We start from the raw sequence: 24,292 nt of genomic DNA, 5'->3' as shown, positions 1-24,292 counted from the left end.
TGGTCCTTGCTGGGATCGAACGTGCTGGTCAGGTGACCTGGGGCAGACTTGCGAGCCGTTCCCAGGCGAGGGTGAACGCCTTCGCCCACGGCCAGGTCGCCTCGAGGCGGAGGTGCCGGAGTCGGGCGTGCCTGGCGAGGCGGCCGGTCTGGTGGTAGATCCGCATGCGCATGGTCTGGGGTTCGGCGTCGGCCAGGCCGTCCTGGTCGTGCAGGGCGAGGAGACGGAGCCAGGAGTCCAGGTCGGCGGCGAGGTTCGCAGCGGCCGTCCAACCTCGGTTCATAGTCCATGACTTGGCGGGCAGGTTGTGCAGGCCCATCGCCTTGTTCGTCCGCACCCGGTCCTCGACGACCGCGTGGTGCCGGTGCAGGGCGTCGATCCACTGGATCTGGTGCGAGCCGGGGATGCCCCACATTTTGGTGATGTTGGTAGCGATGACCGAGTACTTCCAGCCGGTCTTCTTCTCCAGGTCGGTGAGGTTCTCGGTGTGGCGGCCCGACGGGCGGACGCGGCGGACGATCAGCCGCAGTCCGTCGCTCCAGCCCTCCCGCCGGTTCAGGCCGGTCAGTTCGGCCACGCCGCTGTGGTCCGGATCGTGCGGGCTGCCGTCCTGCTTGAGGCTGGTCTCCCAGGCCGCTTCGGGGAGTTGGGCGATGGCGGCCTCGTCCGCCTCGGTGATCGTCCAGCCGGTGGTGAAGCGGACCCGCCGCCGCATCGTGTTGAGTTTCTCGAAGTGTTCGTGCAGGTCGTGGGTGGCGCCTGCGCCGTCGACCCTGAACAGGAGTTTCGCGCTGGAGGAGCCCGGGATCTGGTGCAGGGACTGGGCGACGACGGTGATGTGGTCGGCGGCGGTGTTCGATCCGGCACTGCCCGGCCGCAGCAGCATGGCCAGGCATTCCTGCGTGTTCGCGCACCACGCGGCCAGCGGGTGAAAGCCGAACGTGCGCTTGAAGGTGGGCGATGCGCCTTCCTTCTTCGAGGCGGCGGTGATGATCGTGGCATCGATGTCGACGATCACCCACCCCTTCAGGAGTTTCCCGGCGATGGTCAGCCAGGCGAAAGCCTGCGGACGCAGGGCCAGCCAGGTCCACACGATCCGGCGGGCCTTCGCCCTCGCCCGCGACAGCGCGGCGAACATGTCCTCGTCCAAGCCGGCCAGCAGACGGCGGACCGTCGAGTCCGAGGCAACCGGTCCGAACAGCCAGTGCTGATGGCGGCCGAGGTGTTCGGCCTCCAAGACGTTGCGGGCGCCGAGCGCGATCGATATCGCGAGGTGGACGAAGACCACGGCTCGGTCCCGCCACCCGCTCCCACCTGTGGGGAACACCCCGGTCAGCGCGGTGACCAGCCCGCTCCTGTCCGCGAGGCGGCGGAGCAGGACTGCCCCGCTGTGTCCGACCATGCCCTTGCCGTCCGCCCCGACCTTCAGACCGTGGTCCCACGCGGTAGTGTTGCGCACCACAAAGGTGTCCTGACTTCTGCACCGGATCCGACTTCAGCAATCGCATCCTCGCAGGTCACGGGCGCCTTTCTTCTATCGGAGCGCCAGATCACCGAATTCCGCTGAGCAGCCCGGGCTGAGTCAGTCCTTATCGGGTCACCTCGGCGGGGGGGGTGGCCCGGCAGCGGGGTTTCCTGAACAGCTCGGTGATTCAACACCACCGAGCTGTTCAGGAAACCCCGCTCGTATGCGCCAAGCGCCCCGCGGCCACTCGATCGGGACTCCCGCTCGACGGAGACCGCTCAAAATCGGAACGTCAACGGCTACTGAGGCCCGATGCGGCGCCGCGGCCTGCCGGTATTGCTGGCAGCAGGTCCCGGAGTCCGAGCAACACCACGGCGTTGTCGTGGGCGATGCTCCGCCACTGACCGTCGGGCAGGTCGAGGCCGTCGAACCAGATTGCGGCCTGCGCCATGTCCTCGAAGGGGTAGTCGACGGAGAACATGACCCGGTCGTCGCCGAGGAGGGCGATGGCGGCCAGCAGGCTCGGCGTGCAGAAATGCCCGCTCGTGGTGATCGAGAAGTTGCGCCGGAAATACTCGCTCACCGGGTGCCGCAACTCGGGAGGCGTGGCGGCCAGGCGAAGCCGGTTGTCGATCCGCCAGATGTTGTAGGGCAGGCATGGTCGGGGACGGACAACGGGTTTGACCTGCACAAATAATGCGCAGCGCATCGCACGTGCCAGTAGGAGGAATGGTAGGGAGGCCGGTAGCTTGCCCGACCTGGATACGGTCAAGCCTCGGGCTTCTGCGCACGGACGAACGGCGCGTGGTGAAGCGGCGGCGCACCTGGCGATCCCACGGCCACGTCACCGGGATCCTCAAGCAGTGTCGGTGTACACCTGCCGCTCACCCCTCACCTGCAGGCCACCCACTCCTTCGCGGCGGGCCACGCTTCCACCGCGCCGGACGGACCGGACGTGCGTACATACGCCGTGGCCTTGTCGTCCGTCAGCCACAGCGCCCAGTCGCCGAAGCGGTATCCGGTGTCGCGCGCGTCGGCGGGCATACGGACGTCTCCGTCGTAAGCGGAGGTCAGCAGCTCACCATCCCCCAGCGCCCCGTCCGGATCGCGGGCGTACTGCCTGGCGTCCTCGCCCTCGTCCAGCGCGAGAAAATGCACGCTCTCCCAGTCGCAGTGCTCCGACCCCGCATAGCTGCTCACCGTCGTCGTGGGCACGCGCTGGCCGTCCCGGTCGGTCCAGATTTCGAACTTGGTGTCGGTGAAGCTCGCCGGAAGTTCGGACGGGTCGCAGGAGGCGCTGGTCTCCGGGCCCCAACCGGGCCGGTTCGGCTGGTCCTTGGCGACGACGACGGCGACCTTGGTCTGGCCTCCGACGTCGTAGGAGAACAGGACCCGCCCCTCGCCCTTGCGCTCCACCCGGTAGCCGCGGTCGGGTAGTTCGGACTGGTTCATGTCGAAGTACGCGTTCAGACCTTCCTCCGGCGTCGAGCCGCCGTCGCTCTTGCCCCACTCGTCACCCCCGCTGCCCGAGTAGATCTCACCGTCGCACTCCAGTGCACGTCCGGCCGCACCCGAACTCTCCTCGAATTCTGCCGCGCTGCCATCGGCGCTCTCCTTGAACGGCACGTCCAGCCGCCCGGCGTACGGCGTGGCCGGAGGCGTGCCGGTGACGACGAGGCCGTCCCGCATCCCGCCGTCGCACCCAACGGCCGCCAAGCCGAGCAGAACCACCGCCACCGCGAACCCCTTGCGCATCTCCACCCCAGTTCTGCGACCGTCGTGTCCCTCCTCCGACGCATGGGCGGCACCGACCGTTCAGCGTCTAGAGGTTGTCCCGTATGAGATGTCGGTTATCCGGTGAGGGCCATGTTGTGGAGCCTGGCGATGCCGAGCATGGCTTGATGAACGCCGTTGCCCTTCAGTCGGCAGTCCCGCAGGATTTTCCAGTTCTTCAGTCGGGACAGGGCGTGCTCCACCCGGGCTCGCGCCCGGCGGTGGACGGCATTCTCCGCCTCCTGCTGCGGGCTCAGGTGCGTCTGACCTCGCCGTCTGCGGTGCGGGATGAGCAGGCCGGTGCCCTGGTAGCCGCCGTCGGCGATGGTCGGTGCACCCCGACAGGCCCGGTCGACGCCGGATTCGGTGAACGCCCGGCAGTCGTTGCGGCTGCCCGGCAGCGGCAGGCCTACCGCCACCACCAGGCGGCTGTTCGCGTCGATGACAACCTGCAGGTTCGTCGAGTACCGGTAGTTCTTGCTGGAAGCGGCGACAGCACGGTCGCGCGTAGGTACCAGGGTGCCGTCGACGATGTACACGGTGTCCTTGCGCGGCCGACGCGCCGGCGAGATCGCCAGCAGAGGTGCGAGGTGGTCCAGGATTCTGTCGGCCGCGGACTTCGACACCCCGAACAACGGCGCCACCTGCCGCAACGTGAGGTTCGTACGCCAATACGTCGCCACCAGCAGCACCCGGTCCTCCAGCGACAGCCGCCAGGGCCGGCCACGCTGCACGTCGCCACCACGGCGCCGCACCAACGCGACCAACCTGCCGAACTGCACCTCGCTCAGACCCGAGAACGGCTCGATCCACTTCGGATCACCTGCTGAGATCACCCCACCCATGCCCAGCCAACGCACCAACCGCCTCACCGGTTACGGGACAACCTCTAGGCACTGTTTCTCGGATCTCCTTACATGAGTGGGGTGTTGGCGGCAGGCTGGCTGCATGGGACGCGGTGATCTGACGAACGCGGAGTGGGATCGGCTGGAGTCGTTCTTACCTCGTGGTGGTACGCGCGGGGGCCGGTGGAGTGATCACCGCCGGGTGATCAACGGGGTGCTGTACCGGGTGCGTACGGGGGTGCAGTGGCGGGATCTGCCGGAGCGGTTCGGGCCGTGGGAGACGGTCTACAAGCGTCATCGCCGCTGGTCGGCGGACGGGACCTAGCAGATGCTGCTGTCGAGGGTGCAGGCCGCCGAGGACGCTGCCGGATCACGCCGGCCCGGGCCGGCCGCACTCAGGTGTGGTTCCCGACCGGTTATGGAGTGCAAGTCGCTGCCGACTGGCCGGAATTCCGTGGACGGCGGGCGCCGAAGACCGCGTCCGATCCCACGACATTGCGGCTGCGGGTCGGTCATGGTCTGACGGTGACCGAGACCGGGCTCGCGTTCCTCAAGGACGCCCATCGGCGCAATACGCTGCCCTGCGCACCGCACCGTGCGGGGCCGACCATGAACCCCGACCACGACTACACAGACCCCAACCACGCAGGCCACAGCACTGCCCAGCCGATCACGCAACGCATGCGCAACCCGCTTGCGTGGGAGTGCGAACTGCGCAGCCACCCCTCCCCGATGCGGCTGCGCACACCGACCTGAACGACTACACACGCCGGTCTCGCCGAATCTGCGCAGCACCGGCAGCCGGCCTCACCGGCGTTGCGCACTCCGTTGCGCACCGCTCCCGGATGCGCTCTGCCGGCCGGACCGTGAGTGCTGTCAGCTCTCCGACAGGGTCCGCCCAGCAATCTCCCGCGCCAGACGGTCCGCCTGCACCGACATGCTCCCACCCTCCGCGCAACCGCCACCAGCAACGCGCAGCTGCAGCTGCACCACTCCCGGCACGGGACACCTCCGCCTAGCGGAGAGAACAGTTCCTCGCGCACCCCGACGCAGGGCACTTCACTGCGCTCCAGGCCGGGGAGATAGCCGATGGCTGGCCGCTTAAGACGTTCGCCGCGGTGCAGGGGATGACGACCGCGGACGGCGCCGACCACCGGCGGCTGCGGTCGCTGATGAGTAAGGCATTCACGGCCCGCCGGGTCGAGGAACTCCGTTCGTACCTTGTGGAGCTGACGTCCCGTCTGCTGAACGGTCTGGAAGGGGCCGCCGCCGAGGACGGCGTCGTCGATCTGCGAACTGCTGGGTGTGGACGAGGCCCACCACGACCGGCTGCACCACCTCTCCAACCAGATCGTGGCCACGGACATCGGCCCGGCCGAGGCGATGGCGGCCAACCGGGAGATGGTGGAGGTGCTAAGCGCGGGCCCAGTGGCGCACGTTCATGTGGCGCCTGGGAGACGTCCTGGCGGCCGTCGTCCTGGACGCGGACACGGGGATAAAACCCGAGAGAGTGCTACACCTGGGAAGTGCCTCTGATTTCGGCAGGAACAAGGACCTCGACAGTCCTCATTCTTGCTGTTCAGAGGTACTTTCTGCTTTCCTGAACGCCTGCCGGGCAGTCCACTTCATGAAAGCGCGAGGCTAACGTCAGGTGACCGTCTGGCAGGCTCCCGTATAGGTCTTGCTTCGACGCCGGTCACGCAAAGGCGTAGACCATGGCCCGACGTACGCTCGCACGTTCGCCGGCACTCGGTCCACGCGGCGACGCCCATGTCCACCTGACGGTACAAGGGCCGCTCCCCCACCACGCAGCTGTCGTTCGGGCTGGCATCCGGCACCGAGGGGCGTCAGCGGACAGCCAGGACCTTCACTACGCCGTGGCCGGGTTTCACCGAGCGAACGAGGATGTCGAAGAAATACCCGCCCTCGGGGCGCGGACGCAGTGTCACCGTGCTTCCCGGAGCGAGAGCAGTGGGAGGCGCAAAGCGTCGGTCCCCCTCGCGCACGCCGCTCACCACAATGACCGCCATCGGTATCCGCCCCACATTGCGCAAGGTCACAGCGGCGGTGCGCGGGCATCTGACGCGTTGGCCCGCGGTGCAGTTGTAGCGGATGTCTCCGAACGCGGTCGTCCCGCAGGAGACTTCGTAGCGGCGGTCCGTCAGCGATGTGCATACGGAGCCGGCCTCGATGGCCACGGGCACGTCGTGGCGACGCCCTTGGTTCACGGAGGAGTGCGACGCGGACGTCGCGAAGACGGCCGCGGCCCCCAGCACGGTGACCGTGGCCCCGAGCGCCACTCTTCTCGCAAGGTGCGGACCGCGGTTCCCCCGGGCACGCGAAACCAGTCCCATCAGCCTTCGCGAGTACCGCTCGAGTCGTATCGATGGCAAGAACACAGGTTGCTCGACGTTCTTCACAGTAGATTCGGCCGGTCGCTTTCACGAACTTGGCGGCCAGCATCGCGCCGGTCCGGTGAGGCACCCGGCACCATCCCACAAGGGCCGCGAGTGCGGACGGTCGCCGGGGCTACGGAGACGGTGTTCCCCGCGTCCAAGGTTCGTAGAGGCGGTCCGCACACCCGCCCCCGGCAACCTAAGCCACCCTGCCGCCCGTTCCGCTCCCGCCGGCGCCATGCGGCCCTCTCGGGCACTCTGGCGGGCCCCAACGGGCACCTTGCGCGCTGGCAGGCCGTGATCAGGACTCCCCAGGGCCGTTCTCCGACATCGTGTACACGACTGAAAAGGTGCCCAGGCGTCCCTCCTGGAAGTCCTCGAAGGCCTGCTCCAGCTCGTCGCAAGTGTTCATCACTAACGGCCCGTAGTGGGCCATGGGTTCGTGGATCAATCTGCCGCCGAGCAGGAGGATTTCCAGATCCGGCGCGTTGAAGTTCCGCTTGTTGTCGGCGCGGACGGTCAGCGAGGACCCGCTCCCGAAGACCGCCGTCTGACCGGTGTGCACAGGGTCCCACTCTCCTGCCGCTGACATGGGGATTCACTGAACTGATGCTGTTGGTGATCTCTAGGTCGGCAGTGATTGGCAGAGCCGCTTGAAGTGGCTGGGTGGTCGTGGCGGAGAAGTCGGTGTGGTGCCGGGCAGGAAGTAGTCACTGAGTCGGTCGGTGTTCGTTCCGGCGGCTGTGAGGACGTGTTGGACGTGTGTCTTTGCCAGGCCGCGATAGCGGCAGTGGCGCAAGCCATGAGCGTGGACCGTTTCTGAGACAGTGGCTTCGCAGCCTGATCGGATGGCACAGCGCTGCAGCCAGTTGCTGGTCTTCTGGTCTTTCCTGACCTGTGACTGGATCTTCTGCTGGGGTTCGGGCAGGAGGAGGATGTGGCGCCCTTTGCCATCGACGTTGCCGGTGCACTTCCCGCGGTCCTCGCATTCCCGGCATGCCTTGCTGGGCAAGAGGACGGACAGCCGCGGATGCCCGTCGCCCAAGGTCGGTTTCCAGGGTGTGCTGGTGAGAGCGCTCTGGACCTCTCCAACAAGTTCCCCGGGAGCACGCTCGGCCCCACCCTGCGCAGCGTGTCGTTCCCGCTTCCGGGAGGCGGCACCGGGACCGACGAGTACATCAAGGTCGATAAGTTCCACGACCAGTTCGCCGCCGACGTGCCCATGTCGGTGACGGACCAGATGGCCGCCACCCAGCGTCCCGTGGCAGCCTCTGCCCTGCAGGAGAAGGCCACGAAGGCCGCCTGGAAGACCATCCCCTCCTGGACCCTGATCACCACGGAGGACCGCAACATCCCGCCGGCCTCGCAACGCTTCATGGCCCAGCGCGCCCACGCCAATGCCGTCGAGATCAAGGCGTCGCACGCCGTCACGGTGTCCCAGCCCGGCGCGGTCGCCCAACTGGTCGAGCAGGCCGCCCGTGCGACCACCGGGACGGCGGCCTCTGCCGACTCCTCCGCCCCGGGTCTGGCAAGCACCGGTTCCGGACGGCAGGTCCGGCAGGCCCTCGTCGTCGGCAGTACGGCGGTCGGCTCGATGGCCGTAGGCTCCGCCCTCGTCGTTCTCGGCCGGCTGCGCCGGTCGGACGCCGGCTGCGGCCGCTGATGTGACAGCGGCCGTGCCTCACGGGACTCGCCGCACCCGGACGCCGCCCGCGACGTCACCGGGAACACACAAGCGATCCGTCACCGCCACAGTCCGGCTCCGCCGGAACGCCACCGCGACGCTCCGCGCCGCCACCACAAGATTCGCTCCACCCTCGGCCTAAAGGCTGCAGCACTGCGAATGAATCCCGGTAGCAACCCGGGGCGAGTTCGATGACCCGCTTGAAGGCGTGGCTGAAGGCGCTCTCCAAGCCGTAGCCGTATTGCGAGGCGATAGAGGAGATCGTCCGGTTTCCCGTGCGCAGCTCTCGTGCGGCCGAGCGGATCCTCCAGGTGGCGAGGTATTCGAGGGGCGGGGTGCCGACGAGCTCGTTGAAACGAGCCGCGAAGTGCGACCGGGACATACCGGATTTGGCGGCCAGTTCGGCCACCGTCCACACGTGGGCGGGGAACTGGTGCATGAGGGAGAGCGCGGTGCCGATGGCGGGATCGGCCAGGGCGGTCAACCAGGCATGTCCAGTGGAGCCTTGGGCAGCAACGTAGCTGTCCGACGGCGGTCGTCGTGCAGAGGGACCGGCGGGACTGAAAGTTCCGCATGGAACGCGGACGAACCGGCCTACGGTTGCGCGTTGTGGTCCGTCGCCTGCGGATCCCCGCGTACCGACCTGTCTGTTCGGTCCCTTCAGTCCCGTTCCTCGGATCGCTTCTTGGGCCTGTCAGCGAGCGACCGGCGCTACTTCCGGGGTCTGGCCCCTCTGCGAGCGCGGTGTTTTGGCGCCTACCTTGCCGGGTTCGATCGTGCGAGGATCGACAGCCTCCCCAGGAGCACCGACCGAGTAGGGGCCATCGGGCTGGTTGTCGCGGTCGTGCGGCAGGAGGAAGAAGGCGCGACGCGGAAAGAGTCCGGAATCGGGATCGCTGGCTGCACCCTGCTCGAGGTTGGTGTAGCCGATGAGGCGGCCGTCGCGCGAGTAGCGGGGCCTTCCCCTGCGTGTGGGCACTTTGTCCAAGGCCTGCCGGACGTAGTCGAGGTCTCCGGGGTCCTCCACCCAGACCACTTCGGCCTCGTCGGTGAGCTGGCTGTCTTGCAGCATCGAGCTCATGCCCGCAGACCCTCCTGTCCCATGGGCCGGCCTCCGGCCGGATCGTACGTCGCGATCACCGCTGGTATCAGGCTCACACCTATTCCTCGGAGCCCTAATACCTATCGTAAGAGCATCGAGCAAGTCGTTCCTGCAGTGTGTCCGACCTCATCCCGCGCACTCCGTTTCGGCGAGAAGCGCCAGCCCCGGGTAGAGCTTGCGATCATTGTTCTTGATCATCTCTGCCGGGGATGCCAGCCCGAGCTCCTGGCGGATGCGGCTTGCGAACGCACGACTCGTCGCCGGACGGATGCCTTCGTCCGAGCACCAACGGCCGTAGGTCTCGTACAGGAGTTTCTGCTCGACTCGCAGCTCGGAGTTGGGTTGTCCGTTCTCACCGGTGGTGCAGCGCTCGACGATGAACCGGCCGATGTGATCCTCGGTGCGCTCGTACGCCTCGGTCGCGAGACGCACAGAGGGCGGCCCATGGAGCGGGTCTCGGGTGGCGAGGTAGTTCTGGGCTCCCTGGATCAGCCAGTTCAGGATGCCCGGGCCCTCATCCCGGACCAGCTCCTGTGCAAGGTTGTCGATCTTGAGCTCGTCGGGAACCTTCCGCTCGAAAGGCACGATCCTAATCCGGCGCCAGAACGCGTAGCCACCAGTACCGACTTCGGGCCGGTGGTTCCCCAGGAGCCACAGTTTGTGGGTGGGGCGGAAAGTGAAGAAGTCCTGGCGCATACGACGCGCGGTGATGGTGTCACCGCCCGTGAGGAGCTTGACGCGAGCCTCGTTGAACTTGTCGTTCGGTTTGAGTTCGGAACAGACCACGATCCGGCGACCGTGCAGCTCGGTGAGCTCTGTGCTGTGCTCGGTGAACTTGCCCTTCTCCATCAGGAAACCCGGCGGGGCGGCATTGGCGTAGTCACCGAGAATCTGCATCATCACCTCCAGGAGCACCGACTTGCCGTTGGCTCCCGAACCGTACAGAAAGGGCAGGACCTGGGCGCCGACGTCACCCGTGACCGAGTATCCGAGCAGGAGGTGCAGGAAGGAGATCGTGGCGCGGCCTTTGGCGTCGTCGCCGAATGTCTCGCGCAGGAAGGAGGTCCACCGGGGCAGAGGCATGTCCTCGGGACCCACAGTGGTGGCCCTGGAGTGCATGTCGGACAGAGGATCCGGCTTGCGCAGCTCTCCGGTCCGAAGATCGACCACACCGCTCGGGGTGCACAGGGCGTACATGTCCCCGTCCATGGAATCGGGGTCGAGGCTGAGTCCAGGTGCGGCCTGCGCCTGCTGGAGGAGTGCCTTCATTCCAGCGGTGGACTGAGTACGGCGCCTGTGTGCGGACACCTCACGGTCGCTGAAGAGACCGCTCGGGTCGGTACGGGGCATCTGCTCGCCCATGTCCCCGGCCGCCCACATGGCACCCTTCTCACCGCCGGCACGCTTCCATCGGTACTGCTCCCAGCAGTACCAGCCGAGCCCTTCCACATGACGGAAACGGTCGCTGTACAGACGCGCGAACAGCTTGGCGTTGCCCCGGTCCGTCAGCTCGTCAGGCAGCAGGCTTGCCGAAGTGCTCGACTGAGGAACGTGCAGTGCCGTTCTGGGAGACGGAGTGCCATGTCCTGCGTCCAGATCCATGTCGAGGCTTGTCTGACGCATCTGTCGAGCAGCGAGGGCAGCATCGAACCGCACCGGTTCGGCGCTGGTCATGAGCGTCCCTCTGGAAAGCCCTGCCCCTGAAGCTCATCCCTCAGAGCAGATGCCATCGTCGAGGCGACACGTCGCCCATGGGCAGCACGATCGCAGCGAAGGCCTCGGAGTCCTGACGAATCTGGTGCAACCTGCCCGGGCACTAAGGATTCCTTGTCGTAGCTGAGCTTCTTAGTCTGGGGCGTTGTCACCCAGACGCTTTGGCCGTCTCCCCCCAACTGGCCTCTGAGAGCCGACGGGACTGACGGGACTGAATTATTGCTTTTGATCAGAGGCTAGCGCACAGCTCGCTTCTTGCGTCACGCACTCCGCACGTGTCGAACATCAGGTCCCATCGATTCCTTCCCCGGCTCCACACCACCCCCACAACCAGGCCGTCCAGGCTGGATGACCTTCGGTCCCGCTTGGGCCGCGCCGCCAAAAGACCAGCTCAGAGGCCACACACGGCACCCTACGGGACTGACGGGACTCAGGGCCGGGGTTATAAAGCACTCAATACACACTCACGCGCGGACGTGTACCTGACATTTTCCTTCGAGTTATCTAGCCTATATATGGCACTTTCGGTCCCGTCAATCCCGTAGGGCGAGCCGTACCCATCTGACCTGCATCTTTGAGCGCGGGACCCAAGCGGGACCGAAGTCACTCGTTGGGTCGCCCACTCGTCGGGCCCCTGAGCCGAGGCGGCGTCAGGACGGAGAGGAGACAAAACGGCGTGGCCGGGGCGAGCGGGGGTCCAGGGGACATACGCATGCGTGCTCGGTCGGCGGACCCCATCGCCGTGGCGTGCCTTCGTGGGCTGAGGTTCCAACGTGGTGGTCCCGGACCTGTGTCAGTTGTCGGACACCGGCTGAGCCGGTACGCGAGGCCGAGCGGCAGGACGTGACGCCTCGAACTGTGCGTCGTCGAGCCGGGCGACGGCGGTCGGCCGGGTCCGAAGGGAGTCCGGATCGAAGCCGTTATGCGGCGAAGCCGACGTTGGTGACGTATTCGTACTGGCCCCACTGCGAGCCGAGGTCGACGACCTGATCGATCCACGCGTCGTCCAGTGCGCGGTCGTCGTCGGCCGCCCAGGCGGCGACGATGCGGTCCCAGCGGCGCACATTCAGGGTGCGGAACTCCACCACGCGCTGGCGCGGCCGGTCGACCTGGGACTGGTTGAGCGGGTGGATCTCGACCCGGGTGCCGCGGCCTTCCCGGTTGAGGCGGGCGGTGAGGTAGCGGGCGACGTTCTCCCGCCGCACGGTCCGGTACGCCTGCTCGATGCGTTCCAGGTTCTTCCGGGACGGCGAGCGTGCGCCGTCCAGCCAGGCGCGCAGGGTGCGGTCCGTGACGGTCAGACCGGCGGCGCGCGCGGCGGCGCGGGCGTGGTCGGTGCGCGTGAGGTAGTGCAGGCGGGCCATCAGGCCGCGGCGGGCGGTGACGGGTGTGGCGATGTAGCCGGCGAGCGCGTCCAGTTGGCGGGCGACGGCTTCGTGGCCTTTCAGGCCGCGGGCGCCGTACTTGCCGAACTCGATGTTCCGCTCTGGCATCGTCCATACCTTTCTTCTTGGGTTGATCTGGGGCAGTCGTCCCTCCCGGCGGGGGGGGAATTCCGGCGCCGGAGAGGGGGATCGACTCAGGAGGGGCTGCCAGGGGCCGTATCGGTCTGGTTCCGGTCGCTGCCGACGGTGTAGACGTCCTTGACCTTCACCTCGGTGACTCCGCGGCCCTCGGGGAAGACGGTGCGCCAGTCGCCGATCAGGTGGAGTTCGTCGGTGCCCATTGCACGGACCACCATCAGGCCTTCGTCGTAGGCACGGTGGGCCTTCCACCACAGGTTCGTGAAGGCCTGGGAGCGGATGAGGTGCATCCAGTCGGTGCGGTAGAGCTCCCGGTTGTAGTTCGACTCTCCGAGTGTGGAGACGAACTTGGAGTACATCTGCTTGACGTACTCCAGCGTCACGTCGTCGCCCTCGCCGATCGCCCGGTCGCGGGCGTGCTTCAGCACGACGCGGAGCTTCTCCAGCAGCCCCTCGGTGGCCCCCGAGGTCCAGGACTCGTGGATCTCCGGCGGGTCACACAGCCCGTATTTCGGGCCGGCCAGCCGCAGCAACAGCCGCAGGGTCGGCTCGGTGACCCACAGGGGGCCGGGTTCGTCACGGTTGCCGATCGGGTTGGGCAGCACGGTGTCGTGGTCCCAGACGGGCGGGGTGATCAGGTGCACCCCGGCGCGGCGACGGTCGTGATGATTGCCGGTCGAGTGTTCCAGCTGTCCGATCGGCAGATGGGTCTTGAGCGCGGAGAGGTAGGCCCCGTTGATGTCGAGCGCTGTCACCTCGTGCGCGCCTGCGGGCAGCTCCGGGCGCGTCCACTTCGGGCGTGCCTCCCAGATCTGGTCGGCGCCCCGGGCGCTCTGCTTGCGCAGGATGTCGGGCAGCCAGGGGTGGGCGACGATGTCGTAGCGGCCACCCTTGCGGGTGTGGTCCAGCAGGGCCATCACGTCGGGAATCGCCCGCTTGACCAGTGCTGCCGTCGCCGCCTCGACATCACCGGCGTGCTGGGCCAGCACCTGGGTCACGGTCTGGCGGATCAGGTCCGGTTCCGCGTCCTCGGGCTGCACCCGGCGCCCGGCCGCGACGATCCGTACGCCCTGACCGCCGCGGGCCGCAGCCGGACGAGCTGGTGCGGGGGCGGCGGACACGGAAGCCGTCGGCGCGGAGACGGCGGGCGCGGCCGGTTGCGGGGTGCCGGGCGCCGCGCACTCGGCGGGATCCAGGTGCTGCGGGAACCCGGCGACCTGATGCCGGGCAAGCTGCCCGCACAGTACACACGGCTGGGGGACGACGAGCACGTCGACATCGTCGTCCTGGCCGGCTGCCGGCTCGGCATCCGAGCCAGGCGCCTCCTGCGGCTCCTCGTCCCCGACGTCCTCGAACGTCGCCATCGCCGCCGCGGCCAGCTTGGTCTTCGCTCCCTGAAGGAAGTACGCGTACCTCTCCCGTACCTCGCCGCTCGGGTCCCGTCCCGACTCCCAGCCGGCGACCGTGGACGGGCTGACGCCGAGGGCCTGCGCGAGCTGGGGGCGCGAGAGGTTCAGTTCTTCGCGCAGGGTGCGCCGCTCCTCAGCGGGCGGCAGCGCCACCTCTTTCCTGGCGCCGGCAAGCAGGGCGTCGATCGCGCCGAAGTCTGTCATCGCACGCCGCCCTCGAGGGCCGCAGCACGACGGTGGGCCGCCTGCCGCCCGGGAACGCGACGGCGCGCGGCAGGCAGTGCTTCCGTCGCCCGGGTGGGTCCGGCCAGGAGTTCGAGAACGTCGATGCCGTAGTGCGTGGCAACCGCCTCGCAGTCGGCCAGACTCCAGGCCGCCGCACCGGACTGACGACGGCTGACCTGCGCCTGGCTCACGCCCAGGGCAGCGGCGAGCTCGGTCTGCGACTCACCGGCCGCGTGCAGGAGCGCGGCCACCGCGGACCGGACACGCTCATCAAGACTCATGCTCACGAAGTCGAGTCTAGCGCTCATCACTCACTTTCTATGCGGTATCCGCATTTCACTTCGGGAGCACACCTGCCGACAAGAGGGCATGCACCACAACCCCGTTCGGCCCAAGCCGGCATGAAGAGGGATGACAGGCGATCAGGAAGGCCATCACCGTTCGACGCCGGCCGGGAGAGCGCTCGACCATGCGTGCCGGTGCGCTCGTCGCGCGCACCGGCACGGTTCGAATCGACGTCTGCGCCGCCGCTCTCTCCCCGCAGCACGTGCCGGCACCTGTCCTGCCACGACGCTGCTCCCGCAAGCCTGGCCACAGGATGCGGCTGCGGACGACACTCATGGACGCAAGGTCAAGGAGCACGGTCCCTGGGGCAGGGTAGATGAACGTGACGTTCATCTACCCTGCCTGCAGAGCCGGTCAGGTTGCGCGGCGGAACTGCACCACGACGTTCTCGCCCGTGGCCTTCGAGCTGAGCCGGTAGTAGCGGATGTGCGCCAGCCGTTCGGATTCCTCCAGCCAGCCGGCTTCGATGACCTGCCGCCTGGTGCGGGAGAAGACCGTCGGGGACAGCCCCACCAGCTTGGCGAGCTCCACGGCCGTCTCCAGAACCGCGCCGGAGCGATCGGCGGGGTGACAGGCATACAGCATGACCACCAGGCGCTGGTTGGCTGTCAGTCCGACGGTGCGCTGCAGCAGGTGGAGTGTCTTGAGTTTGTTGTCGTCGTTCACTGTGCCTCCCATCGTGCCGGGGTCTGTCCGTCGAAGCCAGGGATATCCGGAGGATTGCAGCTCTTGACCGCTTCACGCTGCTCGGCCCCGGTCCCGTGGAAGGAGATATAGGGGCTGATGCGATAAAAGTTGTAGTTTCCGATGCGGCCGCGGACGATCAGGATGCGGTGCTTGAGCAGCTTCCGGTTGATCTTTCCGACCGCGTCGGTCGACATCCCTACTCGGCGTCCGATGTCGGCCCCCGTCGCTCGCAGCGGTTCCATACCCTCGGGTGAGACTCCGATCCACCACAGAACGAGGAACTTCTGGCTGGGCGTGAAGACCCTGCTCTCGGTGATGGCCTCTACGCGCGCCTTGTCCACCTGGGTGTGCTTCCCGGAGAAGGCGTATGGCGCGTAGGGGATGGCTTCGCCGGTCTCGGCGTCGACGAGCCTGCGAACAGCTCCCAAGGGTCTCTCCCCGCGTTGTTGCTGCGCCGTGCATGAGGGGCGGCCTCCAGGCCGACCAGATGCACTTAACGTACATGAGCAACAGGTCGATCTACTGTGTCTGCACGACGCGTCTCTCGATGAACCGTCATCCACCCACACCACAGCCACGGTTCGAGTGATCGCTGTAGATGAACTTCACGTCCATCCACACGGCTTCCAGGGTCGTGGTGCCCAGTTCCTTGGAACTGGGCACCACGACCCTGGGATCTGTGGCCCACGTTCCTCGAAGCCGTGTGGGCGACGCAGGGCACGCTGCCATATCGCCAGAACCGGGTACGAAGCAGTGTTTTTGCAGGTCAGCACACCACTGGTGGGGGTCCTCCCGCTGCCTGCCGGACTACGGCAGGCCGGCTACGAAGACACGACAGGGGCGAGGCCCGTAGATGTAGAGGCAGATCGCCGGCGAGCCGCTGCCGGCAGCCGGTGTGGTCCTGGCTTCCAGCGGCTGGCGCCGCAGGTCCGCCAGGGCGAAGGTCAGGTCGGATTCAGTGGGGTGATGCCGGTGCCCACATACAGTTCGGGTTCCAGCGACAGGACCGTGAGAGCTTCCCCCGCTTTCACCGCCTGCCAGGCGACCGCCGCCGCATGCGCCACCGGCCAGTCGATGTTCTTCCAGTCCATCGCGTCCACCGCATGCGCCGAGGTGAACGGAATGTTCTCCGCGAACCGCAGGGACGCCGCGTGCTTGCCTGCACCGGCGACTTGCCGTTCGGCGGCCAGTATGGAAAGCGACGGGATGATGACCCGGCCAGTGCCACGCGAGGCCTCGATGTAGAGGCCGGTGAAGAACGGATCCGCACGATACAAGGCGGCCAGAGCGGTGTGGTCCAGGACAACCGCCAGGTTCATGCGGCGGCGCCGCCCTGATGGGCGCGGATCTTCGCCCAGGCGTCCTGGCCGGCCAGCTGGACCTGCTCGGTGTACTCGATACCGAGCTCCCGGGCAGCCTCCTGGGCGCGCTGCTCCCGCTCGGCAGCCGTGAGCTCCCGGGTGGCGAGATCCTCCAGCAGCTCTGTGATGGTCGTGCCGCGCTCGTCAGCGAGGATGCGCAACCGGTCACGCACTTCCTCGCTGGTTTTGATGCTCGTCGGCTTGCTCATAGAGCCGATTCTACCGCCGGTAGACAGAATGGGGATTCTGCGTGCTGTCGCAACTTCTCACTGTGCTCCACGATCCCCACCACCGGGACATTCCAGATAGGCCAGGCCCCGTTCAGCGGGGTGCGGTGCCCCGTCGAAGCCACGTTCGACAGGACACCGTTCACCAGCGAGACCAGGTTCGACCGACGCGAGTCCGTGTGGCGGTCCCCCGATTCCTAATCCTTGAGTAGTGGCTCTGGTTGGCCCCCGCTGAGGGGCTGACCGGACTGTCGATGAGGTGAGGTTCGTGTCGGCCTCGTGGGCATCGGGCTGACTCCTGTTGATTCCCGGTCCCGTGAGACCTCCTGAAAGAGCGGTGGCGCCCGGTGTCTTCGGGCCGCTGCGAAACTCACCGGCCTGTGCCGAACGTTGATCGTCGTGGTGTGAGCCCGCTGCACGGTGACCCCCTCCAACTCCGCGAGCCATTCGAGCTCTGGCCGAGACCGGGGCCCGCGCGGTGCGCTGGTGCCGCGAACGGCTGGTGAGATGGCGGACCGTCGAGTCCTGGGATTAGGTCGCCGCGTGGCCCGCACAGGCTTGTCACCTGCGCAAACGCACGATGAGAGGGGAACGGTTTGTCCGTGTTCTGCGGAATCGACTGGGCCGAGTCGCATCACGACGTGGCCCTGGTCGACCAGGAAGGCCAGCTGCTGGCCAAGCGCCGCATCAGCAACGACCTCGCCGGATACCAGCTGCTGCTGGACCTGCTCGCCGAGTACGGCGACAGCCCTGAGACGCCGATACCAGTGGCCATCGAGACCTCCAGCGGCCTCCTCGTGGCGGTCCTGCGCACCGGCAAGCGGAAGATCTTCGCGATCAACCCGCTCGCCGCCGCCCGTTACCGCGACCGGCACGGCGTCAGCCGCAAGAAGTCCGACCCTGGCGACGCCCTGGTCCTGGCCAACATCCTGCGCACCGACATGCACGCCCACCGGCCGCTGCCCGACGACAGCGATCTGGCCCGCGCGATCACCGTCCTGGCCCGCGCCCAGCAGGACGCGGTCTGGGCCCGCCAGCAGGTCTCCAACCAGGTCCGCTCGCTGTTGCGCGACTACTACCCCGTCGCGCTGGACGCCTTCCTCGGTAAGCAAGGCGGGCTGACCCGCCCCGAGGCCCGCGCGGTGCTGGCACTCGCGCCGACCCCGACCACAGCGGCCCGGCTGTCCCTGCCCCGGCTGCGGTCCGCACTCAAGCAGGCCGGCCGCAGCCGCGGGATCGACGCCGAGGCCGAGCGGCTCAAGACCGCCCTGCGTGCTGAACAGGCCCACCAGCCCGCCCTTGTCGAGGAAGCGATGAGGCAGCAACTGCTTTCCCTGCTCACGCAGTTGGACGCAGCCTGCCTGGCTGTGAACGACCTCACCGAGGCGCTGGAAGCGTCTTTTCGCCAGCACCCAGACGCTGAGATACTGCTCAGTTTCCCCGGCATGGGCGTCCAGCTCGGCGCCCGAGTGCTGGCCGAGATGGGTGACGATCGCGCACGGTTCGCCGACGCTCGGGCCCTGAAGGCGTATGCGGGATCGGCCCCCATCACCCGCGCCTCGGGCAAGAAACGCTTCGTCGGACGCCGTTACATCAAGAACAACCGCCTCACCAACGCCGGTCATCAGTGGGCCTTCGCCGCCCTGACAGCCTCGCCGGGAGCCGCCATCCACTACCGCGGTCGACGTGAACGCGGCGACTGGCATGCACAAGCCCAGCGGCACCTGTTCAACCGCATGATCGGCCAGCTCTACCACTGCCTGCAGACCCGGAAGGTCTTCGACGAACAGCACGCCTTCACCTCCGTCTCGGCGGATCTGACTGCAGCGACTTGACTCGTTAGGCACGTGAGATGTCTTTCAGAAGCGGAGACCTCCGGTCTTTCGCCCATCCGGCGGATCAGAGCACCAGGTCGTCTTCCACCTCCCCGTCGTCAAGGACGACGAGGCGGCAGCCGTGCGCGGACAGAGCCGCTTCCACGAGTTCGACGTTCATACGGCCGATTCGGCCCTTGTGCTCGACCACGACCGTGCTCACCTGCGGGTCGACCAGCGACCGCTTCGCTTTCGACCGGGCCCCGTTCATCCCGGATGCGATCTCCGCCTCAACACGAACGACCCGGTGACCAGCCTTGGCCGCCCACTTCGACAACCGGGCCACCTGGCGTTCCAGATCCGCCTTCTGGTCATGGGAGGAGACCCGGGCGTACAGACCCAGACCGCCGACCGCTTCCGGCATGGTGGCCGCGTCCATGTTCACGAGGATCGTGCGCGGTTGGAAGGATTCGATTTTGGCTGGAATCCAGGAAGGGTTCCTCACGGTGCTCGGGAATTTCCAAACGACCCTGATCGTGAACCACATACAAAACGCCAATCAGACGATAGACGGACAACTCATCCTGAACTTGTTCATCGGCGGTGCCATAGCAGGCGTCAGGCAGACGATATGGGGCATCTCGCCGGTGGGTGAGAGATTCGCCTATCGGGAAATGCCGCCGAATTCACCTACACTTCTGCGCAATCTGCTGAGCGAGTCGACCATGCAGGCCGCTTTCTATACCAGCCACATAATCATCAAGATGCCCATCGTGAATGGCGTCTCGGGACAGATAACGCCGACGGAGATAAGTCAGCATGACAACCAGTAGGAATCCGAAGCCGGCCGGGAGCTGAAGGCGGCTCGGAGTGGCCGGCCGGCCGGGCCTTTGACGGGGGGCCGGAACCCTCCACGTCGGAGTGTCGAGCGCGCTCGCACTCCGGCGGTCACCGGCACCCACGCCGCACCGAGCACTGCGCCGCACTCGCTCCGGGTGCGGCCGGGCAGGAGGCGCCCTCGCTGAGTGCACCGGCGTGGGCGACCGCGAGAGTTCCGGGTGCACCGGCGTCGGCGACCGGGAGAGCTCCGGGTGCCCGCGGACGACAAACTGGGGCTCTCGCGGGCACGGCAGACGGCCCGCCGGTCCTCCAGTTCCTCCTGGAACTTCCGGACCGGCGGGCCGCCCGAGACTGTACGCTGCCGGATCGGTCTCACGTAAGCATTCACGTCATGGAACAGGACGATCCCGGCTTCCACCGCAGCGTTCTGAACGGGCTGGGCCGGTCACCCGGGATCGGCCTGCTACAGCTGGTGATCGACGGTGCGTGTGGTCACCAGGTCTGGATCCACTGGCTGCCGCCCTCCCAGCCTTCGGCTCCGATGCCCACACCGGAGACGTCGCCCTTGTACCACGTGGTGCCGACGACCTTGCCCGTCCAGGCGTCGACGACGTTGATGGGCTCCCAGGTGCCGATGGACGGCCGGTTCCACCACTGGCACTCTCCGGGCCCGACGACGAAGCTCGAGGAATAGCCTCGGTAGGGGAACTCGACGTAGGCCGCGTAGTTGCCCTGGGCGCAGAGCTGGACCCACTGATTCTGGATCGTGGACGCGGATGCCGAGCTGGCGGTGCCGGCGAGCAGGCCCGTGGTCATGGCGCAGGTCACGATCGCGGTAATACCAGCCCGCTTGGCATTTCTGAGAAAGCGCACTTACTTTCCTCCGTGATGAGCGCCGGGAGGGAATTTCGTCCGGCGTGCTCTGATACGGGCCGTTCCGGATGGCCCTCTTACTGCCGGAGCATAGAAGTATCCTGATCGCTCGGGCACCCCAACTGCCCCTAGGGGGAAGGAATCTGCCCTTTCGGAAACAGTCGTGGAAGGCGTCCGGTTCCGGCAGGGGCTCGGCCGCCTCGCCTTCATCGCCCGACGGTCGTCGCTGCCGAAACAGCCCTGGCGGTTCTCTTCTCAGTTATGCCGTGTTCGTACAGATCTGGCGGTGAGGGCGCCAGAGGATCGAATACGGGTGGGCAGCTTCACGAGCTGCCCACCCGCGCCGGGGCGCCTCACTTCACGGAGCCTGCCATGACTCCCTGCACGAAGTGCCGCTGGAAGGCGAAGAACACCACCAGCGGGACCACCAGCGACACGAAGGCGCCGGGTGCGAGGACGTCGATGTTGCTGCCGAACTGGCGGATCTGCGACTGGAGTTCCACGGTCAGTGGCTGCGAGGAGCTGTCCGCGAAGAGCAGGGCGACCAGCATGTCGTTCCACACCCACAGGAACTGGAAGATGGCGAGGCTGGCGATGGCCGGGCGGCCCACCGGCAGGACCAGCTGGACGAAGATGCGCCACTCGGTGCCCCCGTCCATACGGGCCGCCTCCAGCATCTCCTTCGGCATCTCGGCGAAGTAGTTGCGCAGGAGGAACACCGCGAAGGGCAGGCCGTAGGCGACGTGGAAGAGCACGACGCCGGGAATGGTGCCGAACAGGCCCAGTTGCCCGAAGAGTTTCGCGACCGGCAGGAGACCGATCTGGACCGGGACCACCAGGAGGGCGACGACCACGAGGAAGATGCCGTCGCGTCCCGGGAAGTCGAGCCAGGCGAAGGCGTAGCCGGCGAGTGCCGCGATGACCACGACCAGGAAGGTCGTCGGCACGGAGATGAGCACCGTGTTCCACAGCGACTGCGTCATGCCGGAGTTCTTCAGCAGCGCCGAGTAGTTGTCGAAGGACAGCTGGCCGGGGCTGGAGAGCGCGGTCCACCAGCCGCCCTTGGCGGTGTCCTGGGCCGAGCGCAGCGAGGACACCAGCAGTCCCGCCAGCGGGGTGAACCAGACCAGGCCGGTCACCACGAGGAAGGCCTGGACCAGGCTGTTGCCCAGGCCGCGCCGGATCGCGTTCATCGCTGACTCCTTCGGAAGCGGCGGACGTTGAAGGCCATGGCCGGGATGACCAGCAACAGCAGGAGCACGCCCAGCGCGCTGCCGAGGCCTTGGTTGTTGCCGCCGCCGAACGACACCAGCCACATCTGGGTGGCGAGGACGGTCGCGTCCTCCTGCACCGGGCCCGGCGCGATGATGTAGACGAGGTCGAAGACCTTCATCACGTTGATGACGAGGGTCACGAAGACCACGGTCAGTACGGGGGCCAGCAGCGGGACTGTGATCCGCCGGAAGATCTGCCACTCGTTGGCGCCGTCGATCCGCGCCGCCTCCAGCGCGTCGCGCGGCAGGGCCGCGAGTCCTGCTCCGATGAGGACCATGGCGAAGCCGGTCCAGATCCACAGGTACGCGCCGATGATGGCCGGCGTGACGAGGGCCGGGCCGAGCCAGGACACGCCCTGGTAGGGCTGGGCGAAGTTCGATGCGGGGAGTTTGACGGTGTAGGTGCCGGACTTGAGGTCGGAGAAGCGGTAGGAGCCGTCCGCGGCGGTGGTGGTGCTCGCGGCGGTGCTGCCGTGGGCGTCGACCGCCTCGACCCGCATGCCGGGCAGTCCGTTCTCCTTGCGGTCGACCACGCCCTGCTTGCCACCCCCGCCGGGGGTGAAGTCCAGGTAGACGACTCCGCCGACCTCGTCGGCCGCGGCCGTGCGCTGGGCGGCCGGGTAGGCGGACCGTGCGTCGGCGGGGACGTCGGCGGGGGCGATGCCGACCATCCCGAAGTCCACGGACGTGCCGGGCGACACGCGGCCGCTCGTGCGGTAGGAGCCGTCGGGGCTCGCGGTCAGGCCGTGACCGTCGCGGGCCCTCGCGGTCGGGTAGGCGGAGGTGTCCTTGAACGCGTCGTGGACGCTGACGACGGCCGCGTTGAGCACGCCCTTGGAGGGGTCCTCGTCGTAGGCGAGCCGGAAGATGATGCCGGCGGCCAGGAACGAGACGGCCATCGGCATGAACAGCAGCAGCTTGAACGCGGTCGCCCAGCGGACCTTCTCCACCAGGACGGCCAGGACCAGACCGAGGCCGGTCAACAGGGTGGGCGCGACCACGACCCAGATGGCCGTATTGCGTACGGCCTTGAGGGTGGCCGGGTCGCGGAACATCTCGGTGTAGTTGTCGGCGCCGACGAAGCGGGTGCCGGAAGCGTCGAAGAAGCTGCGGCCGACGGAGAAGAGCACGGGGTAGACGACGAGGGCGCCGAGCAGGAGCAGCGCCGGGAAGGCGAAGAGGACGGCGCCGAGGCGTGCCCGCCGCCGGGAGCGGCGGGCACGTGTGGCGGGTCCGGTGGACGGCGGGCCGACCGTCTCCTTGACCAGGGTGGATGTCATGATCCGTCAGCCCTTGTAGGCCTTGGCCGCGGCCGCTTCCAGCTGGGCCGCGGTGCCCTTGGGGTCGGACGGGTCGCGCAGGAAGTCCTGGAGGAGCTTCCACTCGCCGGCGCCCTTGGTGCCGCCGAAGGCGGCGGGGGCCTGGTCGGACATGTCGAAGCGGACGGAGTCGCCGGCGTCGACGAGGGACTTGGCAGTGGCGCGGGTGACGTCGTCGCCGTAGGAGTCGAGGGGGAGGTTCTTGTTCGGGGACAGGTAGCCGCCCGCCTTCGCCCAGACGGCCGACGCCTCGGGGGTGGCCAGGTATTCGAGGAGCTGCATGCCCGCCTTGGCGTTCTTGCCGTCCTTGAGGACGACGGCGGCGTCGCCGCCGCTGACGACCGGGGCCTTGCCGCCGTCCACGGGCGGGAAGGGGAAGAAGTTGGCGTCCTTGCCGATGGTCTTGTTGAACTGGTCGTGGGCGACGCCGGCGACGAAGTCGCCCTCGTAGACCATGCCGGCGTCGGGCTTGGGGCCGAAGACCTTTTCCACCGAGCCGGGGAAGTCGGTGTTGAGGGCTTCCTTCTGGCCGCCGGCGACGAGCTTCTTGTCCTTGAAGAGCTTGCCGAGGGTGGTGAGGGCCTTGACCACGGAGGCGTCGGTCCACGTGAGCTCGTGGGCGGCGAGGGCGTCGTACTTCTCGGGGCCGGCCTGGGAGAGGTAGATGTTCTCGAACCAGTCGGTGAGGGTCCAGCCGTCCTGGCCGGCGACGGAGAACGCGGACAGGCCGGAGTCGGAGATCGTGTTCCCGACCTTGAGCATGTCGTCGTACGAGGTCGGGGGCTTGACGCCGGCCTGGCTGAAGGCGTCGGGGCTGTACCAGACCGTCGACTTGTGGGCGGCCTTGAAGTAGAGGCCGTAGAGGGTGCCGTCGACGCTGCCGTACTTCTTCCACACGGGGGCGTAGCCGGCGTCGACGGACTTCTGGGTGGTGGCCGACAGGGGGGTGAGCCAGCCCTGCTTGGCGAACTGCTGGAGGACGCCGACCTGCGGGACCATGACGACGTCGGGGGCGTTGCCGCCCTCGATCTTGCTGCCGACGACGGTGGAGACGTTGTCGCCGGTGGACACGAACTGCGTCTTGGCGCCGGTCTTGGCGCTGAACGCGTCGAGAACCTTCTGGAAGTTCTTCTGTTCGGTGCCGGACCAGACGCCGGCCACGGTGACGGTCTGGCCGCTGAGTGCCTTGTCCCCGCCGCCGGCGCTGACCGCGTCGCTGCCGCCGCAGGCGGTGGCGCCGAGGGCGAGGGTGAGGGCGGTGCAGCTCGTGAGCAGGGTCGTACGTCGTCGCATCATCGTTGATGTCCCTTCGAATGCTGGTGACTGCTGGATGATCAGAGGCCGTTGATCCACCAGGCGGCGGTCGAGCCGGGGAGGACCCCGGTCGGGCAGGGGCCGCTGGCGAGCAAGGGGGTGC

At 67.5% G+C, this 24,292-nt stretch carries 24 protein-coding genes and 4 pseudogenes; 6 read left to right on the top strand and 22 right to left on the bottom strand.

The window, feature by feature from the left end:
• Positions 1 to 28: 28 nt before the first annotated feature.
• From FNH09_RS16370 to FNH09_RS16355, 4 genes are all read right to left on the bottom strand, one after another.
• Positions 29 to 1,462, bottom strand: coding sequence for an IS1380 family transposase (locus FNH09_RS16370; RefSeq protein ID WP_338017587.1), 1,434 nt, complete (start codon positions 1,460 to 1,462; stop codon positions 29 to 31).
• A gap of 295 nt (positions 1,463 to 1,757) precedes the next feature.
• Positions 1,758 to 2,156, bottom strand: coding sequence for an amidohydrolase family protein (locus tag FNH09_RS16365; protein WP_162468672.1), 399 nt, complete (start codon positions 2,154 to 2,156; stop codon positions 1,758 to 1,760).
• Positions 2,157 to 2,356: 200 nt separating this feature from the next.
• Entirely contained in the window at positions 2,357 to 3,220 is an 864-nt protein-coding gene (locus FNH09_RS16360) for a hypothetical protein (protein WP_152888492.1), read from the bottom strand.
• Between the two features lie 95 nt (positions 3,221 to 3,315).
• Positions 3,316 to 4,083: a transposase gene (locus FNH09_RS16355; protein ID WP_152888490.1), complete on the bottom strand. Its 768-nt coding sequence runs from the start codon at positions 4,081 to 4,083 to the stop codon at positions 3,316 to 3,318.
• A gap of 103 nt (positions 4,084 to 4,186) precedes the next feature.
• Here FNH09_RS16355 and FNH09_RS16350 point away from each other — a divergent pair.
• The 3 genes and pseudogenes from FNH09_RS16350 to FNH09_RS48540 all read left to right on the top strand — a co-directional run.
• Positions 4,187 to 4,405, top strand: a pseudogene (locus FNH09_RS16350) (transposase); the annotation flags it as partial.
• Between the two features lie 203 nt (positions 4,406 to 4,608).
• Entirely contained in the window at positions 4,609 to 4,839 is a 231-nt protein-coding gene (locus tag FNH09_RS16345; RefSeq protein WP_152888488.1) for a hypothetical protein, read from the top strand.
• Between the two features lie 269 nt (positions 4,840 to 5,108).
• Positions 5,109 to 5,505 (top strand): annotated as a pseudogene (locus FNH09_RS48540) (cytochrome P450); the annotation flags it as partial.
• 425 nt (positions 5,506 to 5,930) lie between these two features.
• On the opposite strand, the gene FNH09_RS16335 reads toward FNH09_RS48540, so the two are convergent.
• From FNH09_RS16335 to FNH09_RS50180, 3 genes and pseudogenes are all read right to left on the bottom strand, one after another.
• A complete protein-coding gene (locus FNH09_RS16335; protein ID WP_152888486.1) occupies positions 5,931 to 6,281 on the bottom strand; it encodes a hypothetical protein in 351 nt (116 codons plus the stop codon).
• Positions 6,282 to 6,780: 499 nt separating this feature from the next.
• Positions 6,781 to 7,056 (bottom strand): annotated as a pseudogene (locus FNH09_RS16330) (pirin-like C-terminal cupin domain-containing protein); the annotation flags it as partial.
• A 48-nt stretch (positions 7,057 to 7,104) separates the two neighbouring features.
• Complete coding sequence (locus FNH09_RS50180) at positions 7,105 to 7,524, bottom strand: transposase (RefSeq protein ID WP_152888482.1); 420 nt, start codon at positions 7,522 to 7,524, stop codon at positions 7,105 to 7,107.
• Positions 7,525 to 7,545: 21 nt separating this feature from the next.
• Between FNH09_RS50180 and FNH09_RS16320 the strand changes: the two are divergent.
• A pseudogene (locus tag FNH09_RS16320) lies at positions 7,546 to 7,965 on the top strand (alpha/beta hydrolase); the annotation flags it as partial.
• Between the two features lie 232 nt (positions 7,966 to 8,197).
• On the opposite strand, the gene FNH09_RS16315 reads toward FNH09_RS16320, so the two are convergent.
• The 10 genes from FNH09_RS16315 to FNH09_RS16270 all read right to left on the bottom strand — a co-directional run bounded on the left by FNH09_RS16315 (position 8,198) and on the right by FNH09_RS16270 (position 16,737).
• Complete coding sequence (locus FNH09_RS16315) at positions 8,198 to 8,647, bottom strand: helix-turn-helix transcriptional regulator (RefSeq protein WP_152888478.1); 450 nt, start codon at positions 8,645 to 8,647, stop codon at positions 8,198 to 8,200.
• Positions 8,648 to 8,857: 210 nt separating this feature from the next.
• Positions 8,858 to 9,244, bottom strand: a complete 387-nt coding sequence (locus tag FNH09_RS16310; RefSeq protein WP_152888476.1) for a DUF6009 family protein — start codon at positions 9,242 to 9,244, stop codon at positions 8,858 to 8,860.
• A gap of 147 nt (positions 9,245 to 9,391) precedes the next feature.
• Positions 9,392 to 10,939 (bottom strand): DNA primase family protein, encoded by a 1,548-nt coding sequence (locus FNH09_RS16305; protein WP_152888474.1) that lies wholly within the window; start codon positions 10,937 to 10,939, stop codon positions 9,392 to 9,394.
• Between the two features lie 959 nt (positions 10,940 to 11,898).
• Positions 11,899 to 12,471 (bottom strand): transcriptional regulator, encoded by a 573-nt coding sequence (locus FNH09_RS16300; protein WP_152888472.1) that lies wholly within the window; start codon positions 12,469 to 12,471, stop codon positions 11,899 to 11,901.
• 86 nt (positions 12,472 to 12,557) lie between these two features.
• The gene (locus FNH09_RS16295) at positions 12,558 to 14,114 is read right to left on the bottom strand and encodes a helix-turn-helix domain-containing protein (RefSeq protein WP_152888470.1); all 1,557 of its coding nucleotides are present in this window, start codon (positions 14,112 to 14,114) and stop codon (positions 12,558 to 12,560) included.
• Positions 14,111 to 14,443 carry a helix-turn-helix domain-containing protein gene (locus tag FNH09_RS16290; RefSeq protein ID WP_238426708.1) on the bottom strand — a complete coding sequence of 111 codons (333 nt, stop codon included), beginning with the start codon at positions 14,441 to 14,443 and terminating at the stop codon, positions 14,111 to 14,113. The genes FNH09_RS16295 and FNH09_RS16290 overlap by 4 nt, the downstream gene beginning before the upstream one ends.
• A gap of 391 nt (positions 14,444 to 14,834) precedes the next feature.
• Positions 14,835 to 15,158: a replication initiation protein, RepL2 gene (locus tag FNH09_RS16285; RefSeq protein ID WP_152888468.1), complete on the bottom strand. Its 324-nt coding sequence runs from the start codon at positions 15,156 to 15,158 to the stop codon at positions 14,835 to 14,837.
• Positions 15,143 to 15,595: a MarR family transcriptional regulator gene (locus FNH09_RS16280; RefSeq protein ID WP_152888466.1), complete on the bottom strand. Its 453-nt coding sequence runs from the start codon at positions 15,593 to 15,595 to the stop codon at positions 15,143 to 15,145. Before FNH09_RS16280 ends, FNH09_RS16285 begins: the two co-directional genes overlap by 16 nt.
• Before the next feature lie 516 nt (positions 15,596 to 16,111).
• A complete protein-coding gene (locus FNH09_RS16275; protein ID WP_162468670.1) occupies positions 16,112 to 16,486 on the bottom strand; it encodes a PIN domain-containing protein in 375 nt (124 codons plus the stop codon).
• The gene (locus tag FNH09_RS16270) at positions 16,483 to 16,737 is read right to left on the bottom strand and encodes a hypothetical protein (RefSeq protein WP_152888464.1); all 255 of its coding nucleotides are present in this window, start codon (positions 16,735 to 16,737) and stop codon (positions 16,483 to 16,485) included. Before FNH09_RS16270 ends, FNH09_RS16275 begins: the two co-directional genes overlap by 4 nt.
• 614 nt (positions 16,738 to 17,351) lie before the next feature.
• Between FNH09_RS16270 and FNH09_RS16265 the strand changes: the two genes are divergently transcribed.
• The gene (locus FNH09_RS16265; protein ID WP_152888462.1) at positions 17,352 to 18,590 is read left to right on the top strand and encodes an IS110 family RNA-guided transposase; all 1,239 of its coding nucleotides are present in this window, start codon (positions 17,352 to 17,354) and stop codon (positions 18,588 to 18,590) included.
• A 64-nt stretch (positions 18,591 to 18,654) separates the two neighbouring features.
• Here FNH09_RS16265 and FNH09_RS16260 read toward each other — a convergent pair whose 3' ends face one another.
• A complete protein-coding gene (locus FNH09_RS16260) occupies positions 18,655 to 19,008 on the bottom strand; it encodes an IS607 family transposase (RefSeq protein WP_238426707.1) in 354 nt (117 codons plus the stop codon).
• On the opposite strand from FNH09_RS16260, the gene FNH09_RS16255 reads away from it, so the two are divergent.
• Positions 19,007 to 19,402, top strand: a complete 396-nt coding sequence (locus tag FNH09_RS16255; protein ID WP_162468669.1) for a hypothetical protein — start codon at positions 19,007 to 19,009, stop codon at positions 19,400 to 19,402. The genes FNH09_RS16260 and FNH09_RS16255 overlap by 2 nt on opposite strands.
• A gap of 499 nt (positions 19,403 to 19,901) precedes the next feature.
• On the opposite strand, the gene FNH09_RS16250 is transcribed toward FNH09_RS16255, so the two are convergent.
• The 4 genes from FNH09_RS16250 to FNH09_RS16235 all read right to left on the bottom strand — a co-directional run bounded on the left by FNH09_RS16250 (position 19,902) and on the right by FNH09_RS16235 (position 24,171).
• Positions 19,902 to 20,237: a hypothetical protein gene (locus FNH09_RS16250; RefSeq protein WP_152888457.1), complete on the bottom strand. Its 336-nt coding sequence runs from the start codon at positions 20,235 to 20,237 to the stop codon at positions 19,902 to 19,904.
• A 398-nt stretch (positions 20,238 to 20,635) separates the two neighbouring features.
• Positions 20,636 to 21,475: a carbohydrate ABC transporter permease gene (locus FNH09_RS16245; protein WP_152888455.1), complete on the bottom strand. Its 840-nt coding sequence runs from the start codon at positions 21,473 to 21,475 to the stop codon at positions 20,636 to 20,638.
• Complete coding sequence (locus FNH09_RS16240) at positions 21,472 to 22,836, bottom strand: ABC transporter permease (protein ID WP_152888453.1); 1,365 nt, start codon at positions 22,834 to 22,836, stop codon at positions 21,472 to 21,474. The genes FNH09_RS16245 and FNH09_RS16240 overlap by 4 nt, the downstream gene beginning before the upstream one ends.
• 6 nt (positions 22,837 to 22,842) lie before the next feature.
• Entirely contained in the window at positions 22,843 to 24,171 is a 1,329-nt protein-coding gene (locus tag FNH09_RS16235; RefSeq protein WP_152888451.1) for an ABC transporter substrate-binding protein, read from the bottom strand.
• Positions 24,172 to 24,292: the final 121 nt, after the last annotated feature.

It is taken from the genome of Streptomyces adustus, from assembly GCF_009377175.1.
Taxonomy (GTDB): domain Bacteria; phylum Actinomycetota; class Actinomycetes; order Streptomycetales; family Streptomycetaceae; genus Streptomyces; species Streptomyces adustus.
Note: the sequence above shows the minus strand (reverse complement) of the source record. Positions and strands in the feature narration are given on the sequence as shown.